Below are 20,369 nucleotides of genomic sequence, written 5' to 3'. Positions count from 1 at the left end.
CTGCTCACAGCCGCCTCAGCCACACCACCAATCACACCACGCGCGTCTGACCGCTAGCAGGCCACCCAGGTACGGCCGGACTTGTTGCCCCAGGTGCAGTAGTCGACCTGGGCACCGGACGGCTTACGCAGGTAGGCGGTGTCGCCGGTGTTGTTCCAAATGTAATTGCCGCTGCCCCAGTAGCGGTTCTGCGCGTTGTTGGTGCCCTTTCCGGTGTGAATCCAGACCCGACCACCCTTGCCGGGGATCGTGAAATTGCTGGTGAAGGTGTACACGTGACCGGCCTTGTCGCGGATCGTGTATCCCTTCAGGTTCACCCCCGAGGAGCCACTGTTGATTAGCGACACCCATTCCGCGTTCAGGCTGGCATTGGAGCGGGTGTCGCTGCCCGGCGAGTCGTACTGGGCTCCGTGAAAGCGCAGCGGAGGCGTGGCCGCGCTCGCCGGTGCCGCGCCGACGAAAGCGACGGTCGCGCCGAACAGCGTGGCGGCGATGAGGCCGATGGTCTTCTTCACGTGCCCTCCATCGAGATATGCGGACCCCAAATTGTGGTACACAGGTCGCGTCTCTGATGGAGGAATTCGAGTCGTGTTGACGACTCATTCGAGCATGGATTCAATTCTGCTCAGCGCTTCGGGCACCGATTCCGCGACGATCAGGAGGTCCATTGCGGCCGGACGGGCGAAAGAATTCTCCGCGAGGCCAGCCAACCAGTGCACGAGCCCGGTGTAGAAGCCGTCGGCGTCGATGAGCGCGATCGGTTTGCGGTGGAGCCCGAGCATCGCGATGGTCCACACCTCGAAGAGCTCGTCGAGCGTGCCGAGGCCGCCCGGAAGGGTGAGGAACGCGTCCGACTTCTCGATCATCAACGCCTTGCGCTCGAACATGCCTTCCGTGATGACCAACTCGTCGGAGCTGGTGTCCGCGATCTCGCGGTCGACCAGCATCTGCGGGATCACGCCCACAGTGTGGCCGCCCGCCGACCGGGCACCGTCGGCGACCGCGCCCATCATGCCGACGCATCCGCCGCCGGAGACGAGCGCGTGGCCGCGCCGGGCGATCTCTTCACCGGTGGCGGTGGCCAGGTCGAGCCAGCGCTGGTCGAGCGTCCGGGACGACGCGCAGAACACGCAGATCGCTGCCACGTCACTCCTCCACCGTTCTTGACTGCGCTTCGCTCAGCGCCGCGTCGGCTTCGACGATGTGGCGTACCGCCTCGTCGACGTCGTCGGTCACGCAGATCAGATCGAGGTCGGTCGGACTGATCTTGCCTTCGGTGGCCATCGACTGGCGCATCCAGTCGAGTAGCCCTTGCCAGTACGCCGCACCCATCAGCACGACCGGGAAGCGCGTCACCTTGCGGGTCTGCACGAGCGTGAGCGCCTCGAAGAGCTCGTCCATGGTGCCGAAGCCGCCCGGGAGCACGACGAACGCCTGGGCGTACTTGACGAACATGGTCTTGCGGGCGAAGAAGTACCGGAAGTCGATGCCGATGTCGACCCACTCGTTGATGCCCTGCTCGAACGGCAGCTCGATGCCGAGCCCGACGGACAGCCCGCCAGCCTCGTTGGCCCCCCTGTTGGCGGCCTCCATGACGCCCGGACCGCCCCCGGTGATCACCGCGTACCCCGCACGGGCGAGCGCGCCGCCGAGCTGTGCCGCCAGCTCACACTCGGCACTGTCGGGCTTGCTGCGCGCGGATCCGAAAACGCTGACCGCCGGCGGCAGGTCGGCGAGCGTGTCGAACCCCTCCACGAACTCCGACAGGATCCGCAGCGCTCGCCACGCGTCCTTGGTCTTCCACTCCCCGCGCAGCCGGGAGTCGAGCAGCCGCTGATCGGCGGTACTGCGAGGGATTGCCTCCCTACGCAGGGTGACCGCTCCGCGGTGGCGCTCCGGTCCGGGAATGCCGCTGCGCTTGATGTGGTTCATGGGATCAACCGTAGTGCGCTACGACTCGTGTATGTGATTGCAACCAAACGGGCGCCGCGTGCGTCTTAGAATTCACATACCGGGTATGCACGGGGGAGGGGGAACGACCGTGACCCGCATCGAGATGATCCGGCTCCGTCGCCAGATGCAGCGACGGATCCAGGAGGTGGTGGCAGAGCGCCGCATGGCGGTCAACCAGCGGCCGACCACCGAGAGCGACAAGTCGGGCGAGCGCAAGGAGGCACCGGCTAGCTGAGCGCCAGCCAGCGGTGCAGTGTCGCGGCGCCGTCGCGGATCTTGCCGATCTCGACGTGCTCGTCTGGCGCGTGCGCGAGGTTGGGATCGCCCGGTCCGAAGTTCAGCGCGGGTATCCCCAGCCCGGCGAAGCGCGCCACGTCGGTCCAGCCAAGCTTGGCGACCGGCTCCTCGCCGACCGCCGCCAGAAACTCGCGCGCGGGCGCCTGGGTGAGACCCGGCAGGGCACCGCCGGCCGAGTCGGTCACCTCGACGTCGAAGCCCTCGAACACCTCGCGCACGTGGGCGTGCGCCTCCTTCTCGGAACGATCCGGCGCGAACCGGTAGTTGACCTCGATCTCGCATCGGTCCGGTACCACGTTGCCAGCCACACCGCCGCTGATCCGCACCGCGTTGAGGCCCTCGCGGTACACGCAGCCGTCGATCGTCACCGTGCGCGCCTCGTACGTCCGCAGCCGGTCAAGCACCTCCCCCGCCGCGTGGATCGCGTTGACGCCCCGCCAGGCCCGCGCCGCGTGCGCCCGCCGGCCGGTGGTCGACACGACCGCCCGCATCGTGCCCTGGCAGCCGGCCTCGACCATCCCGTACGTGGGCTCCAGCAGCACCGCGAAGTCTGCGGCCAGCCACTCGGGGTGCGCCTCGGCGACCAGCCGGAGCCCGTTGTACCGGTCTTCGATCTCCTCCGCGTCGTAGAAGAAGTACGTCGCGTCGAACCGCGGCTCGGTCACCGTCACCGCCAGGTGCAGGGCGAACGCCACCCCGCTCTTCATGTCTGAGGTGCCGCAGCCGTAGATGAGGTCACCGTCGAGCCGGGACGGGAAGTTGTCGTTGTGCGGCACCGTGTCGAGGTGGCCGGCGAGGACGACCCGCTGCTCCCGGCCGAGGTCCGTGCGCGCCATCACCGTGTTGCCGTACCGGTCGACGGACAGGTGCGGCGCGGACCGCAGCACCTCCTCCACGCAGTCGGCGATCTCCTTCTCGTTGCGGGAGACCGACTCGATGTCGACCAGGGCACGGGTCAGCGCCACGGGATCGGCCAGTACCTCGGGGGTCAGCGGGTTCGCCATGGATGGCACGGTACCTTTTCCCTCATGCAGACCTTGCCAGCCTGGGGCCTTGGACTGGCCACCGTCACAGCCCATGACCAGGTGCTCGACGTGTGGTACCCGACCGGCAAGCTCGGGCTCGGGATCCTCCCCGCCGGCGAGACGCACACCACCGTGGTGGGCGAGCCGGCGCTGCCGACGCTCAAGACGGTGCCGGTGCGCACCGAGATCGGCTCGCTGGAGGACCCGCCGAAAGACACCGCCGACGCGTACCTGCGACTGCACCTGCTCTCGCACCGCCAGGTACGCCCCAACGAGGCGAACCTGGACGGCATCTTCGGCCTGCTGCCGAACATCGCCTGGACCTCCGCGGGCCCGTGCCCGCCCGACTGGGTCGACGAGTTGCGGCTGATCGAGCGGTCCCGCGGCCGCCACCTGGCCATCTACGGGCTCGACAAGTTCCCCCGGATGATCGACTACGTGGTGCCGGCAGGTGTCCGGATCGCCGACGCCGATCGGGTGCGGCTCGGCGCCCACCTCGCGTCGGGCACGACGGTCATGCACGAGGGCTTCGTCAACTTCAACGCCGGCACCATCGGCGCGTCGATGGTCGAGGGCCGGATCAGCGCCGGTGTGGTGGTCGGCGACGGTTCCGACGTCGGCGGCGGCGCCTCGATCATGGGCACGCTCTCGGGCGGCGGCAAGGAGCGCATCAGCATCGGCGAGCGCTGCCTGATCGGCGCGAACGCCGGCATCGGCATCTCGCTGGGCGACGACTGCGTGGTCGAGGCCGGTTGCTACGTGACCGCCGGCTCCAAGCTGACGCTGCCCACCGGCGAGATCGTCAAGGCGGCGACCCTGTCGGGCGCCTCGGGCCTGCTGTTCCTGCGCAACTCGGTGACCGGTGCGCTGGAGGTGCGGCAGCGCAGGGGCACCGGCGTCGAGCTCAACGCCGCGCTACACGCCAACGACTGAGATCAGGGCGTCCCCCAAGTCGCTCTAACGACTTGGGGGACGCCCTGATCATGGGCTAGCTGAGCCGGTACGCGTGGACGATCGTCTGCGTGACCGTGTTGCCGCCGGTGTCGGTGGCCTTGGCCCGCAGCGAGACGAAGCCCGCGCCGCTCGGGTGCGACACCGTCGCGACCCAGCCGGCACCCGCCTTACGCAGCTTCGCCGTGCTCCACGTCTTGCCGTCGTCGTACGACACCTCGACGGCCAACCGTGCGGTGCCCGGGGTACCGGGTCCACGCTCGACCGTCACCGGGATCTGGAACGTCCCGCCCGACGGGGCACCACCGTTCGCGTCCAGCTTCGGCGCGAACCGCATCACGGAGATCGGCAGCGACGCCGGCTCTTCACCGGACACGTGCGCGGACTTGAAGGTCCACGCCGCGCTGACCGCCGTGGTCAGGTCCATGAAGCTGCGCGTGTCGGCCACCTCGAACCGGTAGTTGGCCCGACCGGCCGGCACCTCGAACGCCCCGCAAGCCGAGCACTCGGTCTCGCCGACCAGCTCTCCGTTGCGGTACAGGGCGGTGCGGGAGGTGTCGGTCAGCGAGTAACCACCGTGGCCGGCACGGTCGCCATACAGCGCCACGTCGATGAACAGCTCGTCACCGTACCGCCCGAGGAAGGGGAACTGGCTGCCTGCCGGGAGCACCGGGCCGTACGGAGCGACGTTCCACTGGTCGCGGTACTCCTTACCGGCACTGAACGGCTTCGGCGGGTGGAACAGGTAGGCGCGGACGTCGATCCACTCCTCCTCTTCGTTCCACGTGCCGATACCCAGCGAGCTCTCCCAGCGCACGCCCTGGGTGTTGTGGTACTCGACGCGCTGGCTGGGCAGGTCGACCGGCAGCACGATCGCTCCCGCTCCGGTGTTCCACTCCAGCATCGGGAACACCGCCCGCTCCGCCACAGGTCCGGCCGCCGAGGGCTCGAACTTGTGCCGCACCGTCGCCAGCTCGCGAGCCTTGTAATGCCGCGTGTATCCATTCGGCATCTTGCCCGGGATGCCCTCGGAGACGCCGTAGAAGTACGGGCTGTCGAGGAAGTTACCGTCCGGGCCGGGCTTCGCCCACTGGCTGGCGACGTACGAGACGAACTCGTTCGCCGTCAGCGTGGCGCCGATGTGGCGAGTGGTGAGCCCTTCGAAGTCGTTCGTGAACAACCCGACGCCAAACGAGCCCTCCTCGGCGAAGTGGGTGAACGAGACGTCGACCAGCGCGGGCCTTGCGGACCGCTCCGGCACCGTCGACACGACGGGCTTGCCGGTCCGCGCGTCGAACGCGATGGTCATGTCGCCCGTCAGCTTGACGGTCGGCCGCACCTGGAACGACGCGTCGACCTCTTCTTCGCCGCGCTCCTTGAAGATCATCGTCGACAGGTTGTACGTGCCTTTGGGCACGCGCACGGTCGCGGTGCCGTCGTCGTCGTAGACGTCGCTCCAGGACGGCACGTCGATCCCGAGCAGCAGGGTGAAGTAGTCGCCCGTCGCGGCGCCTGTTTGGTCCACGTGCGAGACCGTGAGGTTGTAGCTCTCGACCTCCTTGTTGACGCCGACAGCCGTGCTGACCTGCGTGCCGCCACCGGTCGCCACGAGTTGGCCCGAGTACAGGCCGTCGGGGCCGCCCAGGGCGGTGTTGGCGGTGATGGTCACCTTCGCCTCGCCGCCCGCCGGCACGGTCACCTGGTTGGCGCTCAACGTGAACATGCCCGCCGGCGGGGCCACGCCCTCCGGGCCACGAACGTTCAGGGCCAGGTCGAGGGTCACGGCGGCGGAGCCGGAGTTGCGGTAGGTCGCGGTCCGCACGATCGGCTCATCGTCGCCGTGCGGCCAGTACGGCCGTCCAAAGGAGACACCGACCGGGTCGGTGCTCACCGTCTGCGTGATGGCGCGGGCCACGTCGACCCGGCCAGCGCCCTGCTGGTACCCGGACAGCGCCGGATTCGGCTTCGCCGACGCGGTGAGAGCCGCCTTGAGCTGACCCGCCGTCCAGTCGGGGTGCACCTGGGCGAGGAGCGCCACCGCGCCCGCCACGTGCGGCGTGGCCATCGACGTGCCGGACAGCGACGTGTACGCCGTGCCGACCGGGTCGCCGATGTCGGTGCCGGCGCCCTTCGCGGCGACGATGTCGACGCCCGGCGCGGTGATGTCGGGCTTGAGCGCGTCGTCGCCGATCCGCGGCCCGCGGCTGGAGAAGTCGGCCAGCTCGTCGGACTTGTCGACGGCGCCCACGGTGAGAGCCGCGTCCGCGCTGCCCGGCGATTCGATGGTGCCGTCACCCGAGCCGCTGTTGCCGGCCGCGATCGCGAAGAGCGCGCCGTACTGTGCGGTCAGCGTGTTGACCGCCTCTTCCAGCGGGTCGATCTCGGGGGTGTCGCCGCCGCCCAGGCTCATGTTGATGACGGTGGCGTCCATGTCGGCGGCGGCCCATTGCATGCCGGCCAGGATCGCCGACTCGGTGCAGCCGAACGACTCGCAGACCTTGCCGGACACCAGCCGCGCGTCGGGGGCGACGCCCTTGTACTTGCCGCCGGACGCCGCGCCGCTTCCGGCGATGATCGACGCCACGTGGGTGCCGTGGCCGATCGTGTCACCGTCTTCTTCCGCCTCGCTGAAGTTGCGCGCCTCGGCCACCTTGCCCGCGAGGTCGGGGTGCGACAGGTCGACGCCGGTGTCGAGCACCGCGACGGTCACGCCCTTCCCGGTGTATCCGCTCGCCCACGCGGTCGGGGCACCGATCTGCGGCACGCTCTGGTCGAGCCGCACCTCGCGCTTGCCGTCCAGCCAGACCTTCGCGACCTCACCGGTGGTGTTCAGTGCGGTCCACAGTGCACTCGCCCGGTCCTTGCGGGCGGTGACGGCAGCGCCGCCAACGGCTGGCAGGTCCTGCTTGATCTGTGCGCCAGCCGCCGCGAGGGCGCTGTTTCCGCGCTTCGCGACCCCCTTGCCGAACGTGACGATCAGCGGAACGGTGTCGCGGGCCGCGTCGTCGTAACCGGCCTTCGCCAGCCCGGTGACGTCGAAGAGCCGCCGGTCGACCTTGCCACTGCGCACCAGCCCGAGAGCGTCCCGCGGGATGACGTACGTCGCGCTGCGGTCGCGGTGGATGGCGAACTTCATGTCCGCACGGTCCTTCGCTGGCCGCACCGCCAGACGACCGCCGGACGCGACCGTGACCTGGTCGCCCGTTACCAACGTGACCGTCGTGCCGCCACGAATCCCTGCTGCCGGCGGTGCGCCACCGCCTGGTGCCGCACCATCCGGTGCGGCCCACCCAGCCTGCGCCGAACCGAGCACGAGCCCGGTCGACAGCATGGCCGTACCGATTTTCCTGAGTAGATGCAACGCATCCTCCCCTCAGAGGTGTCTATATAGACACCGGCCCCGTTTCAGATGGGGGTCAGCATTGCATACCGAGTATGCATACCGCTGCCCCGAAACCACCCCGGGATGGGAATTTCAGGGAAGATCTCAGGGGCGCGACGAAATAGCCGCGATCTCCGCGCCCGTCGCGTCGTTCTCGAAGCGCAGCCACTCCACGGCGTCGTCGAGGCGCAACGGCTTCGAGTAAAGGAACCCTTGGCCGTACGGGCAATTGAGGTCGCACAGCAGGTCGCGGTCGGCGGCGGTCTCGATTCCTTCGGCGACCGCGTCCAGTTGCAGTGTCTGCGCCAGCCGCACGATGCCGTCCACAATGGCCTGTTGTCGTGCCGACGAGGCCACGGTCGCCGTGAACGACTTGTCAATCTTCAGCACGTCGATCGGCACCTGGCGCAGATAGCTCAACGACGAGAAGCCGGTGCCGAAGTCGTCGATCGCGATCCGCACGCCGTGCTCGCGCAGGCAGGTCAGGTCGTGCCAGACCTGCTCGTCGTCGCGCAGCAGAAGGCGTTCGGTGATCTCCAGCATCAGGGCGGACGGCGGCAGGCCGGCATCCGCCAGCTCCTGACGCACCTTCGTGACGAAGCCAGGCGACCGGAACTGCCGGGCGGACACGTTGACGCTGACATACGGCTGTGCGCGGTCCTTCTGGGTGCCGTCCTGCTGTGCGCCATTTTGCTTGGACCACTGGCTCGCCGCGCCGACCGCCTGCCGCAGCACGAAGTCGCCGATCGCCTCGATCAGCCCCGTCTCCTCGGCGATGTCGATGAACTCGTCCGGCGGCACCAGTCCCAGTGCGGGATGCCGCCAGCGCACCAGCGCCTCGAAGCCCACCGTGCGCCCCGACGCCATCTCCACGATCGGCTGGTACTCCAAAGTGAAGTCCTGGTCGGCCGCCGCCCGGTCCAGCGCGGCGCGCAGCTCGAGCCGCTGCAGCACGGCCGCGTGGAGGGTCGCCTCGTACCGCCGCCATTGGCCGCGCCCGGCACCCTTCGCGAGGCGCAACGCGAGATCCGCTTGGCGAAACAGCTCGTCGGCCGTCGCGGCGTCGTCGGTCGTCGCCAGGCCGACGCTCGCTGGCGCGCTGACCAGTACGCGACCGTGTTCGCCGTCTTCGCCGAGCTGGAACGGCTCGGTGAGGACCGCCTGCACCTCGGCGGCGACCTGCTCGGCCGTCTCGGGATCCGCCACCGCGTCGACCACCGCCGCGAACTCGTCACCGCCGACCCGGGCCACCATGCCGCGTCTGCCCAACACAGTGGACAGTCGGGCACCGACGGCAGCGAGCAGCTCGTCGCCGATCGCGTGACCCGACGCCTCGTTGACCATCGTGAAGTCGTCCAGGTCGATCAGCAGTACCGCGACACCGCTGCCGTCGCTGGCCGGATGCGCGACCGCGTGCCGGACCCGGTCCTGGAAGAGCGCCCGGTTGGGCAGGCCGGTGAGCGCGTCGTGCAGCGCGCTATGGCTCAGCTCCCGCTCCAGCTGGCGGCGCGCGGTGACGTCTCGCATCGTGATCACGATTCCGCGTACGGTGCGGTCGGCGCGCAGGTCGCGACAGCTCACCTCGACCTGTACCCGGCTGTCGTCGGGGCGCCGCAGGCTCCACGGCGTCCACTCGTTTGCCGGCTCCTGACCGCCGCGCGCCAGGTCGAGGGTGCGCCGCACGGCCGCCTGATCGTGGGGGTGGATGGCCGCGTCGAGCGTGGTGCACCTCGCCGGGTCGACGCCCAGCACGGTCGCCGTGGACGGGCTCGCGTACCGGATCTGGTCGTCGTCACCCACGATCAGGATCACGTCGGCGGTGCTCTGCACCAGCGTCCGGAAGTACTCCTCGCTGTTGCGCCGGTCGATCTCGTCGTTCAGGGTGATGCGTTCCAGGGCCAGCGCGGCCTCGGCGGCCAGTACCTCCAGCGAGTCGCGCATCGTGCCCAGTACCCCGGGATCGGCCGCGACCAGCAGCGCGCCGACCCAGTGCGCACCCGCCGATCGCACGTCGAGCACCAGCGGGCACAGCACGGCCGTCTCGAACCCGCCGAGCTGCTCGGCCAGCGCGGGGTGCAGCCCGCGTACCCGGAGCAGTTTCATGCGCCGGGCCGCGACCGCGGGCGACCCGACCAGTGAGGCCACCGCCGGACCCCAGATGCTGACGGCGGTCGTGGGTATGCCGTCGGCGTGGTGCACCGCGAACACCACCCGGTAGCCGGTGTCGGGCGGGATGAGCCGCCCGACCGCCGTCCGGACCGCCCGGTCGACCTCGGCGACGCGGGTGCCGGAGACCATTGAGCCGGCCGCCTGGCGCAACGCCCGCTCCCGGGCCACCGAGCGGCGGTGCGCTTCCATCGAGTCGGTGAGGCGGCTCAGCACCAGCCAGAACACCATCGCCGAGCAGACCGCGATGACGGCACCGTCGCGTACGTCGCCGCCCATCGCCTGCACGAGCAGCACACCCGGGCCGACCAGCGCGGCCAGGCCCAGCAGCACCATCCACACGCGACTGACATCGCCGTGCCTCGCGTCGACCGGCGCGGTCAGGCGGACCATCGACGGGTGCAGCGCCGCCGCGCCCCACGCCGCGTAGAAGAGCAGCCAGCCCAGCTCGGCCGGCTGCCCGTTCTGCCAGCCGCCCTCCATCTCGGCGCCCGCATAGACCAGGTCGGCCGCGAGCAGGCCGGCGGCGCCCACCGTCAGCAGGATCGCCGAAACCGCGCGCCGGGACACCACCAGGAGGCGGAGCGTGGTGGCGAGGACGAGCAGGTTGCCGAGCGCGTACGCGGCCGCCACCGACTTGTCGGACGGGTCCCGGCTCGCCCCGGTGACATGCGGCCCGACGAACAGGACCCAGAAGAGCAGAGCGCCCGCCGATACGAAGACCAGCAGATCGAGAAGGCCGGAGCGATCCCTGATCGTGGTGCTCGATCGGGTGAAGCCCCAGTAGCCGGCGGCCACCAGGGGAAAGACCAATAGGTAGAGCACGTCCGCCATGAACGGCGTGGACTGCGACGACGTGCCCGCGGCCGCGTTGAAGACGAGGTCGCCAGCCGTGAAGACAGCGATGCCGGCGGCCAGCAACGACCATGGCAACCGGCGCCTCGGGCGGTGCCGCACAACCCCGTACACGATCGCGATCGTGCTGCTCACGCCCACCGCTGCCCAGAGGAGAAGATGAAGCGCCGGCAGGGCGAAGACGCCGACCGCCAGGATGCTCATCCACAGGCCATAACCGACCATGATCTTCCGAGCCGACACGAGCCTCCCCTTCACGGGCCTCGGCACGACGGACCGTACTCCAAATCGGTCGATCAAGGAATTGTTCGGGCGGCTCGATCTGTGGGGCTCGGAACCACCGATCAGGAGGTGAGCCGGTCAGCGGCGGCGGCGACCCGCTCATCGCTGGCGGTAAGTGCCACTCGAACGTGTCGCTCACCGGCTGGGCCGTAGAAGGCGCCGGGTGCGACAAGGATGCCGCGGGCCGCGAACCAGTCCACAGTGGTCCAGCAGTCTTCGCCGCGGGTGGCCCACAGGTAGAGACCGGCGGTCGAGTGCTCGATCTCGAAGCCGGCCTTGATCAGCATCGCGCGCAGCGTCTCGCGGCGGGAGGCGTACCGGGCGCGCTGCTCCGCGACGTGCGCCTCGTCGGCGAGCGCGGCTACCATCGCGGCCTGCACGGGTGCCGGCATGATCATGCCGGCGTGCTTGCGCACGGCCAGCAGCTCAGCCACCAGCGCCGGGTCACCGGCAACGAAGCCGGCACGGTATCCCGCCAGGTTGGACCGCTTGGAGAGGGAGTGCACGGCGAGCACACCCTCGTACCGGCCAGCCGTCACCTCAGGCGACAGCACCGACACCGGCGAATCGTCCCAGCCGAGCGTCAGATAGCACTCGTCGCTGGCCACCACCGCACCGCGCTCGCGTGCCCAGTCGACGACCTTGCGCAGGTGCGGGGCGGGCAGTACCCGGCCGGTGGGATTGGACGGCGAGTTGACCCACACCAGCCGTACCCGTGCCGGGCCGACCGCCGTGAGCGAGTCACTGCGCACGGGGGTAGCGCCGGCCAGCCGTACGCCCACCTCGTACGTCGGGTAGCAGACCTCCGGGATGACGACCACGTCACCCGGGCCGAGGCCGAGCAGTGTCGGCAGCCAGGCCACCATTTCCTTCGAGCCGATCGTCGGCAGTACGCCCAGCGCGCCGGCGGACGCGCCGCAGTTGCGCACCGCCCAGTCGGTCAAGGCGGCCCGCAGATCGGGCGTGCCCGCCGTCAGCGGGTATCCAGGCGCGTCGGAACCAGCGGCGAGCGCCTCGCGGACCACCCGCGGCACGGGGTCGACCGGTGTGCCGATCGACAGGTCGACGAGCCCGTCCGGATGCGTCGCGGCGACCTGCTTGGCCGGCGCAAGCAGGTCCCAGGGAAAGTCCGGGAGCCCGGAGGTTCTGCTCAGTGGGCTTCCTCGCGCGGTGGCTGAGCCGCGACGAACGTCGCGTCCTTCTCCACCTTGCCGATCTTGGAGGCGCCGCCGGGAGAGCCGAGGTCTTCGAAGAACTCGTAATTCGCCCCGGTGTAGTCCTTCCACTGCTCGGGCACGTCGTCTTCGTAGAAGATCGCCTCGACCGGGCAGACCGGCTCACAGGCCCCGCAGTCGACACACTCATCGGGGTGGATGTAGAGCATCCGGTTGCCCTCGTAGATGCAGTCGACCGGGCACTCCTCAATGCATGCCTTGTCGAGCAGATCAACGCACGGCTCGGCGATGATGTAGGTCACGGGTCTTCCTCTCCGCAAGCGCACTGCAGGCACTGCCGTACTTCTCCGCAGCTTCTAGGAGCCTAGTATCTCGCCGGAGAGGGGGTGGAAAGTGCTCCGGCGGCAGGATGTGGGACACCGAGTCGTGGTGCGGCGAATTGTCGGTACTCGTAACAATCGTCCGCTCTACTCCGACGCGCTGGGCGAGCTGATCGAGGTGTCGGAGACCGATCTCACTCTGGCCACCAAGAACGGCCCGCTCCGCGTACCACTTGATGAGATCCACCGCGCCAAGCGGGTGCCACCGTCGCGGCGGCCGAACGCGGCGGACGTCGTGGCCCTTGAACTGGCATCCAACGAGACCTGGCCCGCGCCCGTCCAGGACCGGCTCGGCGAGTGGCTGCTGCGCGCGGCCGACGGCTGGACCGGCCGGGCCAACTCCGCGCTCCCGATCGGCGACCCCGACCGCCCACTGGAGGCGGCCATCGACGCGATCGAGCGCTGGTACGCCGAGCGCGGGCAACCCCCTCTGATCAACACACCCCTGCCGCTGGCCGCGCCGGTCGGTGCGGCGCTCGACGCGCGCGGCTGGGGCGCCCGCCCGCTCACGCTCGTCCAGACCGCGCCCCTCCCGGCGATCGCCAGCACAATCGAGGTCGACCTCGCCACCACGCCCACCGAGGGATGGCTGCGGGTCGCGGGCGCCAGAAAGAGCGGCCTCCCGGACGCCGCCGTTCACATCCTGACCGCGGTGCCCGAGGTCCGCTTCGCACACGTGTACGGCCAGCCGGGCGACCTGATCGCGATAGGACGCGGCGCCGTCACCGCCGACCGGCGATGGCTGGGGCTCTCGCTGATCGAGGTCGTCCCCGAGGCCCGCCGCCGCGGCCTGGCCCAGCAGGTCATCGGCGCCCTGTCGAGCTGGGCCGCCGAGTTGGGCGTGCCGCGAGCCTTCCTCCAGGTCGAGGAGCGCAACACAGCGGCGGTCGCCCTCTACACCCGACTGGGCTTCACCACCCACCACGCCTACCTAACCCGCACACCCCCACCCCCGTAATCACATCCCCACACCACCCACACCCCGCACACCCCGCGCCGCCCACACACCCCGCCCGCACCGCCCGCGCACCTCGCGCCACCCGGGCACCCCGGGCCACCCGGGCACCCCGCGCCTGCTCGCCGCTCTGGGGCGCGCCGTCCGCGCCTCGCGCGCCGCCCGCGCACCCCGCGCCCCGCTCTCGGCGCGCCGCCCCTCCCGCCGCGCCCGCGCCCCTTCCGCCGATCAAGGCCGAATGCACGCGGTTGGATCTCTTCCCCGCGTGCGTCCGCTCCCAGGCCAGCCAGGCACGGCGTGTCGCCACGCCCCACACGCCGATCAAGGGCGAACGCACGTGATTGGATCTCTCTTCCGCGCGCGTCCGCCCCCAGGCCAGCCAGGCACGGCGTGTCGCCACGCCCCACACGCCGATCAAGGGCAAACGCACATGCTTCGATCTCTTTCCGCGTGCATTCGCCCTTGATCCATGCAGATGGCCTTGATCGACGCGGCGAAGGCCGCGCAGACACGGCAGCGGAACACGCAGCGGCGCCGCACGCCGGGCGACCCCTACGGCGCTGACCCGAACACGCCCCCACTCAGCGGCGCCTCGATACGGCCGTAGCGGCGTTATCGGACAATCGCCGCATAGCCAACTCGCCCGGTCCCGACGGCCGGGCGCCCCGGAAGCACCCCGGCGCATTTCACCCATACCGCTGCGCGCGGCAGCGATGAGCCGGGCGACCGGCCGAGATCGGCGGACGGTCAGCGGCGGACGGTGCGGCGAGGCTTGGCCATCTTGGTCTCCGCGAAACGCTTCAGCGACTGCGAGCGGTAGTCCCACCCCAGCGTCGTGAGGATCATGAAGCCGACGAGCGCGCCGCCGATGGAGAAGCCGCAGTACAGCCAGACCTGCGAGAAGAAGTCACCGGCCCCGCCCTCGAACGGCGTATCCCCGCTGATGAAGGGCCCGACGAAGATCGTCAGCAGCATCGCGACGATGACGGCGGCGCCGATGTCGGCGATCCACCGGCTGGCTGGGTATCGCCGGCCCCAGATGAACGCCATCGTGGCGAGGATCAGCCCGATCACGACGAACATGACCAGCGAGGCCCGATCCTGGGCCTCGGTGTCGCTGTCGAACGCGAAGCGGGCGACCAGGCGGGCCGCCACGTTGACCGCGAACAGCACGCCCGCGAGCACGCCGACCGGCAGCCAACGATCCTTCATCTCAACCTCCCCGAAGCGTTACCTCTCCATTTACCGCGCGGCCAGAGAATCCGCCAGGCATCACGAGTAAACCGCCGACTACGCCGCGCGGCAACGCGCCGATCAAGGGCTTTCGCATCGATCAAGGGCGAATGCACGCGGAAAAGAGATCAAAGCGCGTGCTTTTGCCCTTGATCGGCGGGAGGAGGGGACGGCGCGGGCGGCGCGGACGCGGGCGCCGCCGCAGGGGGCGCGGACGCTGCGGGGGGCGCGGGCGCCGCGGGGGGTGAAGGGGGCGGGGTGGGGGGTGGCATGAGCATTAGGCGGAAGGCGGCCATTGCGTACGCTATGGCGCCGCCGAAGATCATTGTGATCCCGACCCAGCTGTTGCCATCGATGACCTTGCCGCCCGAAGGGCCCACGAGCAGGAGGTCGCCCTCGGCGGTACGGCCGGACGCGACCAGCATCACGGCGAGCCACGCCGTCGCGGGCAGCGCGATCGCCCACTTCCGTCCGACGGTGGTGTAGGCGAACCAGCCCAGTGCCAGGTTGCCAGCCACCGCCACCACGATGGAGATGCCGACCAGTTCACCGCCGACACGTACCGCGGCGAGCAGCAACTCGAGCACGGCCGTCAGCACCGCGGCGAGTACCGCGATCACCCCGCCCGCCACCCGCAGAGCCCCGCCCGCCACCCGCAGCGCCGTGTCGGCCATCGGCGCGAACCGCGACGGAACCGAATCGGCGACGGGCGTACTGGACAAACTCATACCGGCAGGCCGGCGAAAAGGTCGCTCTCCCAGCCGTACGGGCCGTCGCCGGGGCCCTTCTGGCCTGCGGCCAGGGTGTAGTACTCGACGCCCATGAACTCGCTGCCGAAGTTGCCGGCGATGGAGTACAGCCAGGAGGTGTCCGGGATCTGGGTGGCGTGCGCCCGCATGGCCGCCACCTTCGCCTCGTGCTGGTCGGTGCCGTCGATCCGGGCGGCGATCTTCTCGTCTGGTGTGCCGAACGGGAAGTCTTCGATGCGCTCGATGCCCTCGAACGGGTTGTTGCTCGACTGCGCGAACGCGCTGATGCCGGCTTCGAGCACGCTCTTCGGCATCGCCGTCCAGTAGATCTTGGCGGGGCCGAAGCCCTCGGCGGTGGCCAGCTCGGCCGCGCGCATCGCTACCCGGTGCGCCTGGATGTGGTCGGGGTGCCCGTAGAACCCGTTTTCGTCGTACGTGACCAGCACCTGCGGGCGTACCTCGCGCATGATTTCGAGCAGGTGGCCGGCGCCTTCCTCGACGTCGGCCTGCCAGAAGCTGCGTGGGTGTTTGTTGGTTTCGAGGCCCATCATGCCCGAATCGCGGTAGCGCCCGGCGCCGCCGAGGAAGCGGCGGTCGGTGATGCCCAGCGCGGCGCACGCGGCGTCGAGCTCGGCCAGGCGGTAGCCGCCGAGCTGGTCGGCCTCGGCCGGCCCCAGCAGCTCCAGCTCGGGAACGTGGATCTCGCCCTCTTCACCGAGCGTGCAGGTCACGAGCGTGACCTCGACGCCGGCGGCGGCGTAGAGGGCCATGGTCGCGCCGGTGCCGACAGTCTCGTCGTCGGGGTGAGCGTGCACCAGCATCAGTCGTCGTGCCACCCGCGTCACTCTACGCGCGCGCATAGAGATCACCACGTTCCGGGCAGACACGCCCGTGGCGGTCGGGCGCTGGGGCGTCCCGGATCTACGATCCAAAGTGTGGAGTATCCAGAGCTGGCAGCGCGTACCCGCCGGTTCACTCGCGGCGCACCGCGGGCGGTGAGCGTCGCGAGTGACGGCTCGCGGGTGGTTTTTCTCAGGTCAGACGGCCCAGAAGCGACGGCCGACGCCCTCTGGGTGCTCGATGTGGGCACAGCGTCCGAGCGGCTCGTCGCCGACCCGGCGGCGCTGCTCGCCGGCGTCGAGGAGGACCTGCCGGCCGAGGAGCGCGCGCTGCGCGAGAGGCTGCGGCTCTCCGCCGCCGGCATCGGCTCGTACGCGACCGACAACGCCGCGCGAGTCTGCACGTTTCCGCTGGCCGGACGGCTCTTCCGGGCTGACCTGGCGCGGGGCGAGGTGACCGAGGTCGCCACCGCCGGCCCGGTCGTCGATCCCCGGCCGGATCCCACGGGCACGCGCATCGCGTACGTCACCGGTGGCGCCCTGCACGTCGTGCACCCGGACGGCACCGACGCCATGCTGGCCGGCGAGCAGGGCGGCGTCACGTGGGGGCTCGCGGAGTTCATCGCCGCCGAGGAGCTCGACCGGTTCCGCGGGTACTGGTGGGCGCCCGACGGCCGCTCGGTCCTGGCCGCACGGGTCGACGAATCCCGGGTGCCGCGCTGGCACCTGCACGACCCGGCCCGCCCCGAGCAGGACCCGACGTCCGTGGCGTACCCGCATGCCGGCGCCGCGAACGCCGAGGTCACGCTGCACCTGCTCGACCTCGACGGCGGCTGGGTCGACGTGCATTGGGACCGCGAGACCTACCCGTACCTGGTGTCGGTGCACTGGGCCGAGGGTGGCCCGCTGATCACGGTGCTGCGCCGCCTCCAGCAGCACGGCCTCGTGCTCTCGGTCGACCCGCGCACCGGCGAGACCCAGGTGCACGCCGAGCTGGCCGACCCGCGCTGGGTGGAGCCTGTCGCCGGTACGCCCAGCCACCTGCCCGACGGCCGGGTACTGGTGGGCGGCGAGCTGGCGCATGACGGGTACGACGCGCGCTGCCTGTTCGCGGACGGCACGCTGCTGACGCCGCCGTCGCTGTACGTGCGCCGGGTGGTGGGCCGGATGTCCGGCGGCTCCGGATCACCTGACCTGCTGGTCGAGGCGAGCGAGGGCGAGCCGAGCGAGCAGCACCTGTACCGCGTGCGCACCGCGATCGGCGGGGGCGGCGCCGAGATCCGCCCGCTGACCACGGCGCCGGGCTGGCACTTCGGCGCCGTTGGCGGCGACGTCGTGGTGATCGGCACCGCCTCGCTCGACCACGCCGGTACACAGTGGACGGTTTGGCGGGGAGAGAAGCAGGTGGCCGGGCTGGCGTCGCTGGCCGCCAAGCCGCCGTACGCGCCGAGGCCCGCCCTGGAGCGGGTCACCGACCGCAGGCTTCCCACCGCAGTGGTCTACCCGCGCAGTCACGTGAGCGGCCGGCGGCTGCCGGTGCTGCTGGACGTGTACGGCGGGCCGGGTCACCAGGAGGTGGTGACCGCGCGCTCGCGCTGGCTGGAGCGGCAGTGGTGGGCCGATGCCGGTTTCGCGGTGGTGACCGTCGACAACCGGGGCACCCCGGGTGTGGCGCCCTCGTTCGAGAAGGTGATCCACCGGCGGGTGGCCGACGTGGCGCTCACCGACCAGGTCGATGCGCTGGCCGCGCTCGCGGGCAAGCACACCGACCTCGACCTCGACCGGGTTGCCGTCCGGGGCTGGTCGTTCGGCGGTTGGCTTGCCGGCCTGGCCGTACTGCGCAGGCCCGACCTCTTCAAGTGCGGCATCGCCGGTGCGCCGGTGACCGACTGGCACCTGTACGACACCGCGTACACCGAGCGCTACCTGGGACTGCCCGAGGAGAACTCCGACGTGTACGCGCACCACTCGCTGGTCGAACTGGCGGCCGAACCGTCCGACGTGACCCGGCCGCTGCTGCTGATCCACGGGCTCGCCGACGACAACGTGGTGGCCGCGCACACCCTGCGCCTGTCGGCGGCTCTGCTGACGGCTGGCCGCCCGCACTCGGTGATCCCGCTGACCGGGGCGACCCACATGGCGGCCGGCGGCGTGGCCGAGAAGCTGCTCGCCTTGGAGCTCGACTTCCTCCGGCGCAACATCTAGAGAGCTTTGGAGATGGGCTGCCGCGACGTCCGCCGCGGTCCAGGCCCGTTGCTCCCGCGGCCTCACCGTCCGCGATCCACGATCAACCCCGTCCGGGGTTGGTCGTGGGGACGCGAAGGGCGAGGCCGCGGGAGCAGCGGTCTTGCGCGGGGCGGACGTCGCGGTAGCTCAAATCCAGCGGGTGATTACTGCTTGACGTACGCGTTCACGAACGCCGGGTACCCGAAGACGCTGGAGATGAAGACGCCGCCGGCCTTGGATCCGTGCACGTAGTACGCCACCTCTACGAACAGCGGCACCGCGGGCGCCTGCTCCTTCATGATCTTCTCGTCGATCTTGGACCACTCCGACGCCTGGGCGGACGGGTCCATGGCGAGCACGCGGTCGAACTCGGTGTTGATCGCGTCGTTGTTGAAGTAGGACGTGTTGCTGTTGCCCTCAGCCTTGATCGAGCGGCCGTCGAAGAGCACCGGCAGGATCGCCGCGCCACTGGGCCAGTCGGCGGCCCACTGGTCCAGCCAGATGTCCCACGGGTTGTCCTTCTTCTTGGTCTCGTCGAGCTTGGCGTCCGCCGGGATCGTCCTCACCGTGATCTTGAAGCCGGCCTTCTCCAGGTTCGTCTTGAGCTGCGTGCCCAGCTCGGTGGAGTCGTCGCCGATACCCAGCACCAGCTCGGGCGCCTTGCCGGCGAGCACCTCTTTGGCCTTCTCCGGGTTGCCGGTCGCCCCGGCGGGGTAGGCGTCGTACTCCTTGTAGCCGATCGTGGCGGGCGGCATGAGCGTGGTCAGCGGCGACGCGACGGTCGTGCCGCCGTACACGGTGATGAGGCCCTGCCGGTCGATCGCGTAGTTCAGCGCCTGCCGGATGCTCAGGTCGGTGACCCGCTGGGTGTTGATGGTGAGCCGCCACGCCGACGGGGTCGGCGAGGTGATCGTGCGACCCTTCAGCGCCGCGTCGCCCTCCACCTTGGACACCAGCGCGGACGGCACGCCATTGAAGGCGAGCGCGGCGGCGTCGCCGCCGGTGTCGGCGATCACCCGGTTGGCGCCCGCGTCCGGGTCCGGGCCGAAGCTCCACACGAACTTGTCCGGGTACTGGTGGCGGACCGGGTCGGTCTTCGCGTCCCAGTGCTCGTTGCGCTCCATCACCAGCTCGACGCCCGGCGTGTGCTTGGTGATCTTGTATGGGCCGGACGAGAACGGCTGGTTGTCGAGGTTGACGCCGGTGTCCTTCGCGGGCGGCAGCGGCGCGCTCGACGGCAGCGACAGCGCGAACGGCAGGTCACACCGCGGCTTGGCGAACTCGAACTTGATCGTCTTGGCGTCCGGCGTGGTCAGTCCCGGTGGCAGCGACGCCTTGTTGGCCTTGAAGTTCCACTTGGTGTCGTAGTCGGCGGTGTCGGCCAGCCACTCCTGCACGTACGTGGGACCGCCGGTCAGGTCCGGATCGAAGGAGCGGGCGATGCCGTACGCGATCTCCTTGGAGGTGATCGGGCTGCCGTCCTCGAACTTCACCCCGTCCTTGACCTTGAACTCCCAGACCTTGCAGTCCTTGTTGACGTTCGTGCCGGGGGTCTCGGCGAGGTCGCCGACGAGCGTCAGCTTGCCCTTGCCGTCGTCCTTGAAGGCGGTGAGCGACCGGGCGTACAGGGGCGCGTTCATCAGGCCGGCGAACGAGTAGACGCGCTGCGGGTCGAGGTGCGAGATCTTGTTCTCGCGGATGACCGTGAAGGTGCCGCCCTTCGTGGCACCGGGCACCTCGGCCGCGGGGCCCAGCGAGTCCTTCGGGTCGGTGGCGATCACGCCGGTGGCGGTGCGGGTCTGGTCGACCTCCTCGCCGTCCTCGGTGGTCTTGCTGCAGGCGGCGCTGACCACGAGTACCAGGGCCGCGGCGGCGGCCACTTTCATTCTCATAATTACTCT

17 protein-coding genes are annotated in these 20,369 nt (G+C 70.1%); 5 read left to right on the top strand and 12 right to left on the bottom strand.

Going from position 1 to position 20,369, the window contains the following annotated elements; all coding sequences use genetic code 11:
* Positions 1 to 53: 53 nt before the first annotated feature.
* From QMG73_RS16925 to QMG73_RS16915, 3 genes are all read right to left on the bottom strand, one after another.
* Entirely contained in the window at positions 54 to 515 is a 462-nt protein-coding gene (locus tag QMG73_RS16925; RefSeq protein WP_281896571.1) for a lamin tail domain-containing protein, read from the bottom strand.
* Positions 516 to 599: 84 nt separating this feature from the next.
* Positions 600 to 1,145: an LOG family protein gene (locus tag QMG73_RS16920; RefSeq protein WP_281896569.1), complete on the bottom strand. Its 546-nt coding sequence runs from the start codon at positions 1,143 to 1,145 to the stop codon at positions 600 to 602.
* Between the two features lies 1 nt (position 1,146).
* A complete protein-coding gene (locus tag QMG73_RS16915) occupies positions 1,147 to 1,932 on the bottom strand; it encodes an LOG family protein (protein ID WP_281896567.1) in 786 nt (261 codons plus the stop codon).
* Positions 1,933 to 2,041: 109 nt separating this feature from the next.
* On the opposite strand from QMG73_RS16915, the gene QMG73_RS16910 reads away from it, so the two are divergent.
* Entirely contained in the window at positions 2,042 to 2,188 is a 147-nt protein-coding gene (locus QMG73_RS16910; RefSeq protein ID WP_281896565.1) for a hypothetical protein, read from the top strand.
* On the opposite strand, the gene dapE is transcribed toward QMG73_RS16910, so the two are convergent.
* On the bottom strand, positions 2,181 to 3,254 hold the full coding sequence (dapE, locus tag QMG73_RS16905; protein WP_281896564.1) for a succinyl-diaminopimelate desuccinylase: 1,074 nt from the start codon (positions 3,252 to 3,254) through the stop codon (positions 2,181 to 2,183). The genes QMG73_RS16910 and dapE overlap by 8 nt on opposite strands.
* A 24-nt stretch (positions 3,255 to 3,278) precedes the next feature.
* On the opposite strand from dapE, the gene dapD reads away from it, so the two are divergent.
* On the top strand, positions 3,279 to 4,208 hold the full coding sequence (gene dapD, locus QMG73_RS16900) for a 2,3,4,5-tetrahydropyridine-2,6-dicarboxylate N-succinyltransferase (RefSeq protein ID WP_281896562.1): 930 nt from the start codon (positions 3,279 to 3,281) through the stop codon (positions 4,206 to 4,208).
* A gap of 55 nt (positions 4,209 to 4,263) precedes the next feature.
* Here the strand turns inward: dapD and QMG73_RS16895 are convergent, their stop codons facing one another.
* From QMG73_RS16895 to fdxA, 4 genes are all read right to left on the bottom strand, one after another.
* Positions 4,264 to 7,587: a S8 family serine peptidase gene (locus tag QMG73_RS16895; protein ID WP_281896560.1), complete on the bottom strand. Its 3,324-nt coding sequence runs from the start codon at positions 7,585 to 7,587 to the stop codon at positions 4,264 to 4,266.
* A gap of 126 nt (positions 7,588 to 7,713) precedes the next feature.
* A complete protein-coding gene (locus QMG73_RS16890) occupies positions 7,714 to 10,872 on the bottom strand; it encodes a putative bifunctional diguanylate cyclase/phosphodiesterase (protein ID WP_281896557.1) in 3,159 nt (1,052 codons plus the stop codon).
* A gap of 101 nt (positions 10,873 to 10,973) precedes the next feature.
* Entirely contained in the window at positions 10,974 to 12,065 is a 1,092-nt protein-coding gene (dapC, locus tag QMG73_RS16885; RefSeq protein WP_281896631.1) for a succinyldiaminopimelate transaminase, read from the bottom strand.
* On the bottom strand, positions 12,062 to 12,388 hold the full coding sequence (gene fdxA / locus QMG73_RS16880) for a ferredoxin (protein ID WP_265249398.1): 327 nt from the start codon (positions 12,386 to 12,388) through the stop codon (positions 12,062 to 12,064). Before fdxA ends, dapC begins: the two co-directional genes overlap by 4 nt.
* Positions 12,389 to 12,479: 91 nt before the next feature.
* Between fdxA and QMG73_RS16875 the strand changes: the two genes are divergently transcribed.
* Together QMG73_RS16875 and QMG73_RS16870 are read left to right on the top strand one after the other, a co-directional pair.
* Positions 12,480 to 13,424, top strand: a complete 945-nt coding sequence (locus QMG73_RS16875; protein ID WP_281896552.1) for a GNAT family N-acetyltransferase — start codon at positions 12,480 to 12,482, stop codon at positions 13,422 to 13,424.
* A 466-nt stretch (positions 13,425 to 13,890) separates the two neighbouring features.
* Positions 13,891 to 14,028, top strand: coding sequence for a hypothetical protein (locus tag QMG73_RS16870; RefSeq protein WP_281896549.1), 138 nt, complete (start codon positions 13,891 to 13,893; stop codon positions 14,026 to 14,028).
* 140 nt (positions 14,029 to 14,168) lie between these two features.
* Here QMG73_RS16870 and QMG73_RS16865 read toward each other — a convergent pair whose 3' ends face one another.
* The 3 genes from QMG73_RS16865 to mshB form a co-directional block, all read right to left on the bottom strand.
* Positions 14,169 to 14,633: a hypothetical protein gene (locus tag QMG73_RS16865; protein WP_281896547.1), complete on the bottom strand. Its 465-nt coding sequence runs from the start codon at positions 14,631 to 14,633 to the stop codon at positions 14,169 to 14,171.
* Positions 14,634 to 14,782: 149 nt separating this feature from the next.
* A complete protein-coding gene (locus QMG73_RS16860; protein WP_281896546.1) occupies positions 14,783 to 15,382 on the bottom strand; it encodes a hypothetical protein in 600 nt (199 codons plus the stop codon).
* Positions 15,379 to 16,263 (bottom strand): N-acetyl-1-D-myo-inositol-2-amino-2-deoxy-alpha-D-glucopyranoside deacetylase, encoded by an 885-nt coding sequence (gene mshB, locus QMG73_RS16855; protein WP_407676810.1) that lies wholly within the window; start codon positions 16,261 to 16,263, stop codon positions 15,379 to 15,381. The genes QMG73_RS16860 and mshB overlap by 4 nt, the downstream gene beginning before the upstream one ends.
* 75 nt (positions 16,264 to 16,338) lie before the next feature.
* Between mshB and QMG73_RS16850 the strand changes: the two genes are divergently transcribed.
* Positions 16,339 to 18,447, top strand: coding sequence for a S9 family peptidase (locus QMG73_RS16850; RefSeq protein ID WP_281896545.1), 2,109 nt, complete (start codon positions 16,339 to 16,341; stop codon positions 18,445 to 18,447).
* Positions 18,448 to 18,632: 185 nt separating this feature from the next.
* On the opposite strand, the gene QMG73_RS16845 is transcribed toward QMG73_RS16850, so the two are convergent.
* Positions 18,633 to 20,360: an ABC transporter substrate-binding protein gene (locus QMG73_RS16845; protein ID WP_281896543.1), complete on the bottom strand. Its 1,728-nt coding sequence runs from the start codon at positions 20,358 to 20,360 to the stop codon at positions 18,633 to 18,635.
* Between the last annotated feature and the right edge of the window lie 9 nt (positions 20,361 to 20,369).

Origin of the sequence: Phytohabitans aurantiacus (assembly GCF_027923225.1) — a bacterium.
Lineage (GTDB): Bacteria > Actinomycetota > Actinomycetes > Mycobacteriales > Micromonosporaceae > Phytohabitans > Phytohabitans aurantiacus.
This window is presented reverse-complemented; position numbering and strand designations above follow the sequence as displayed.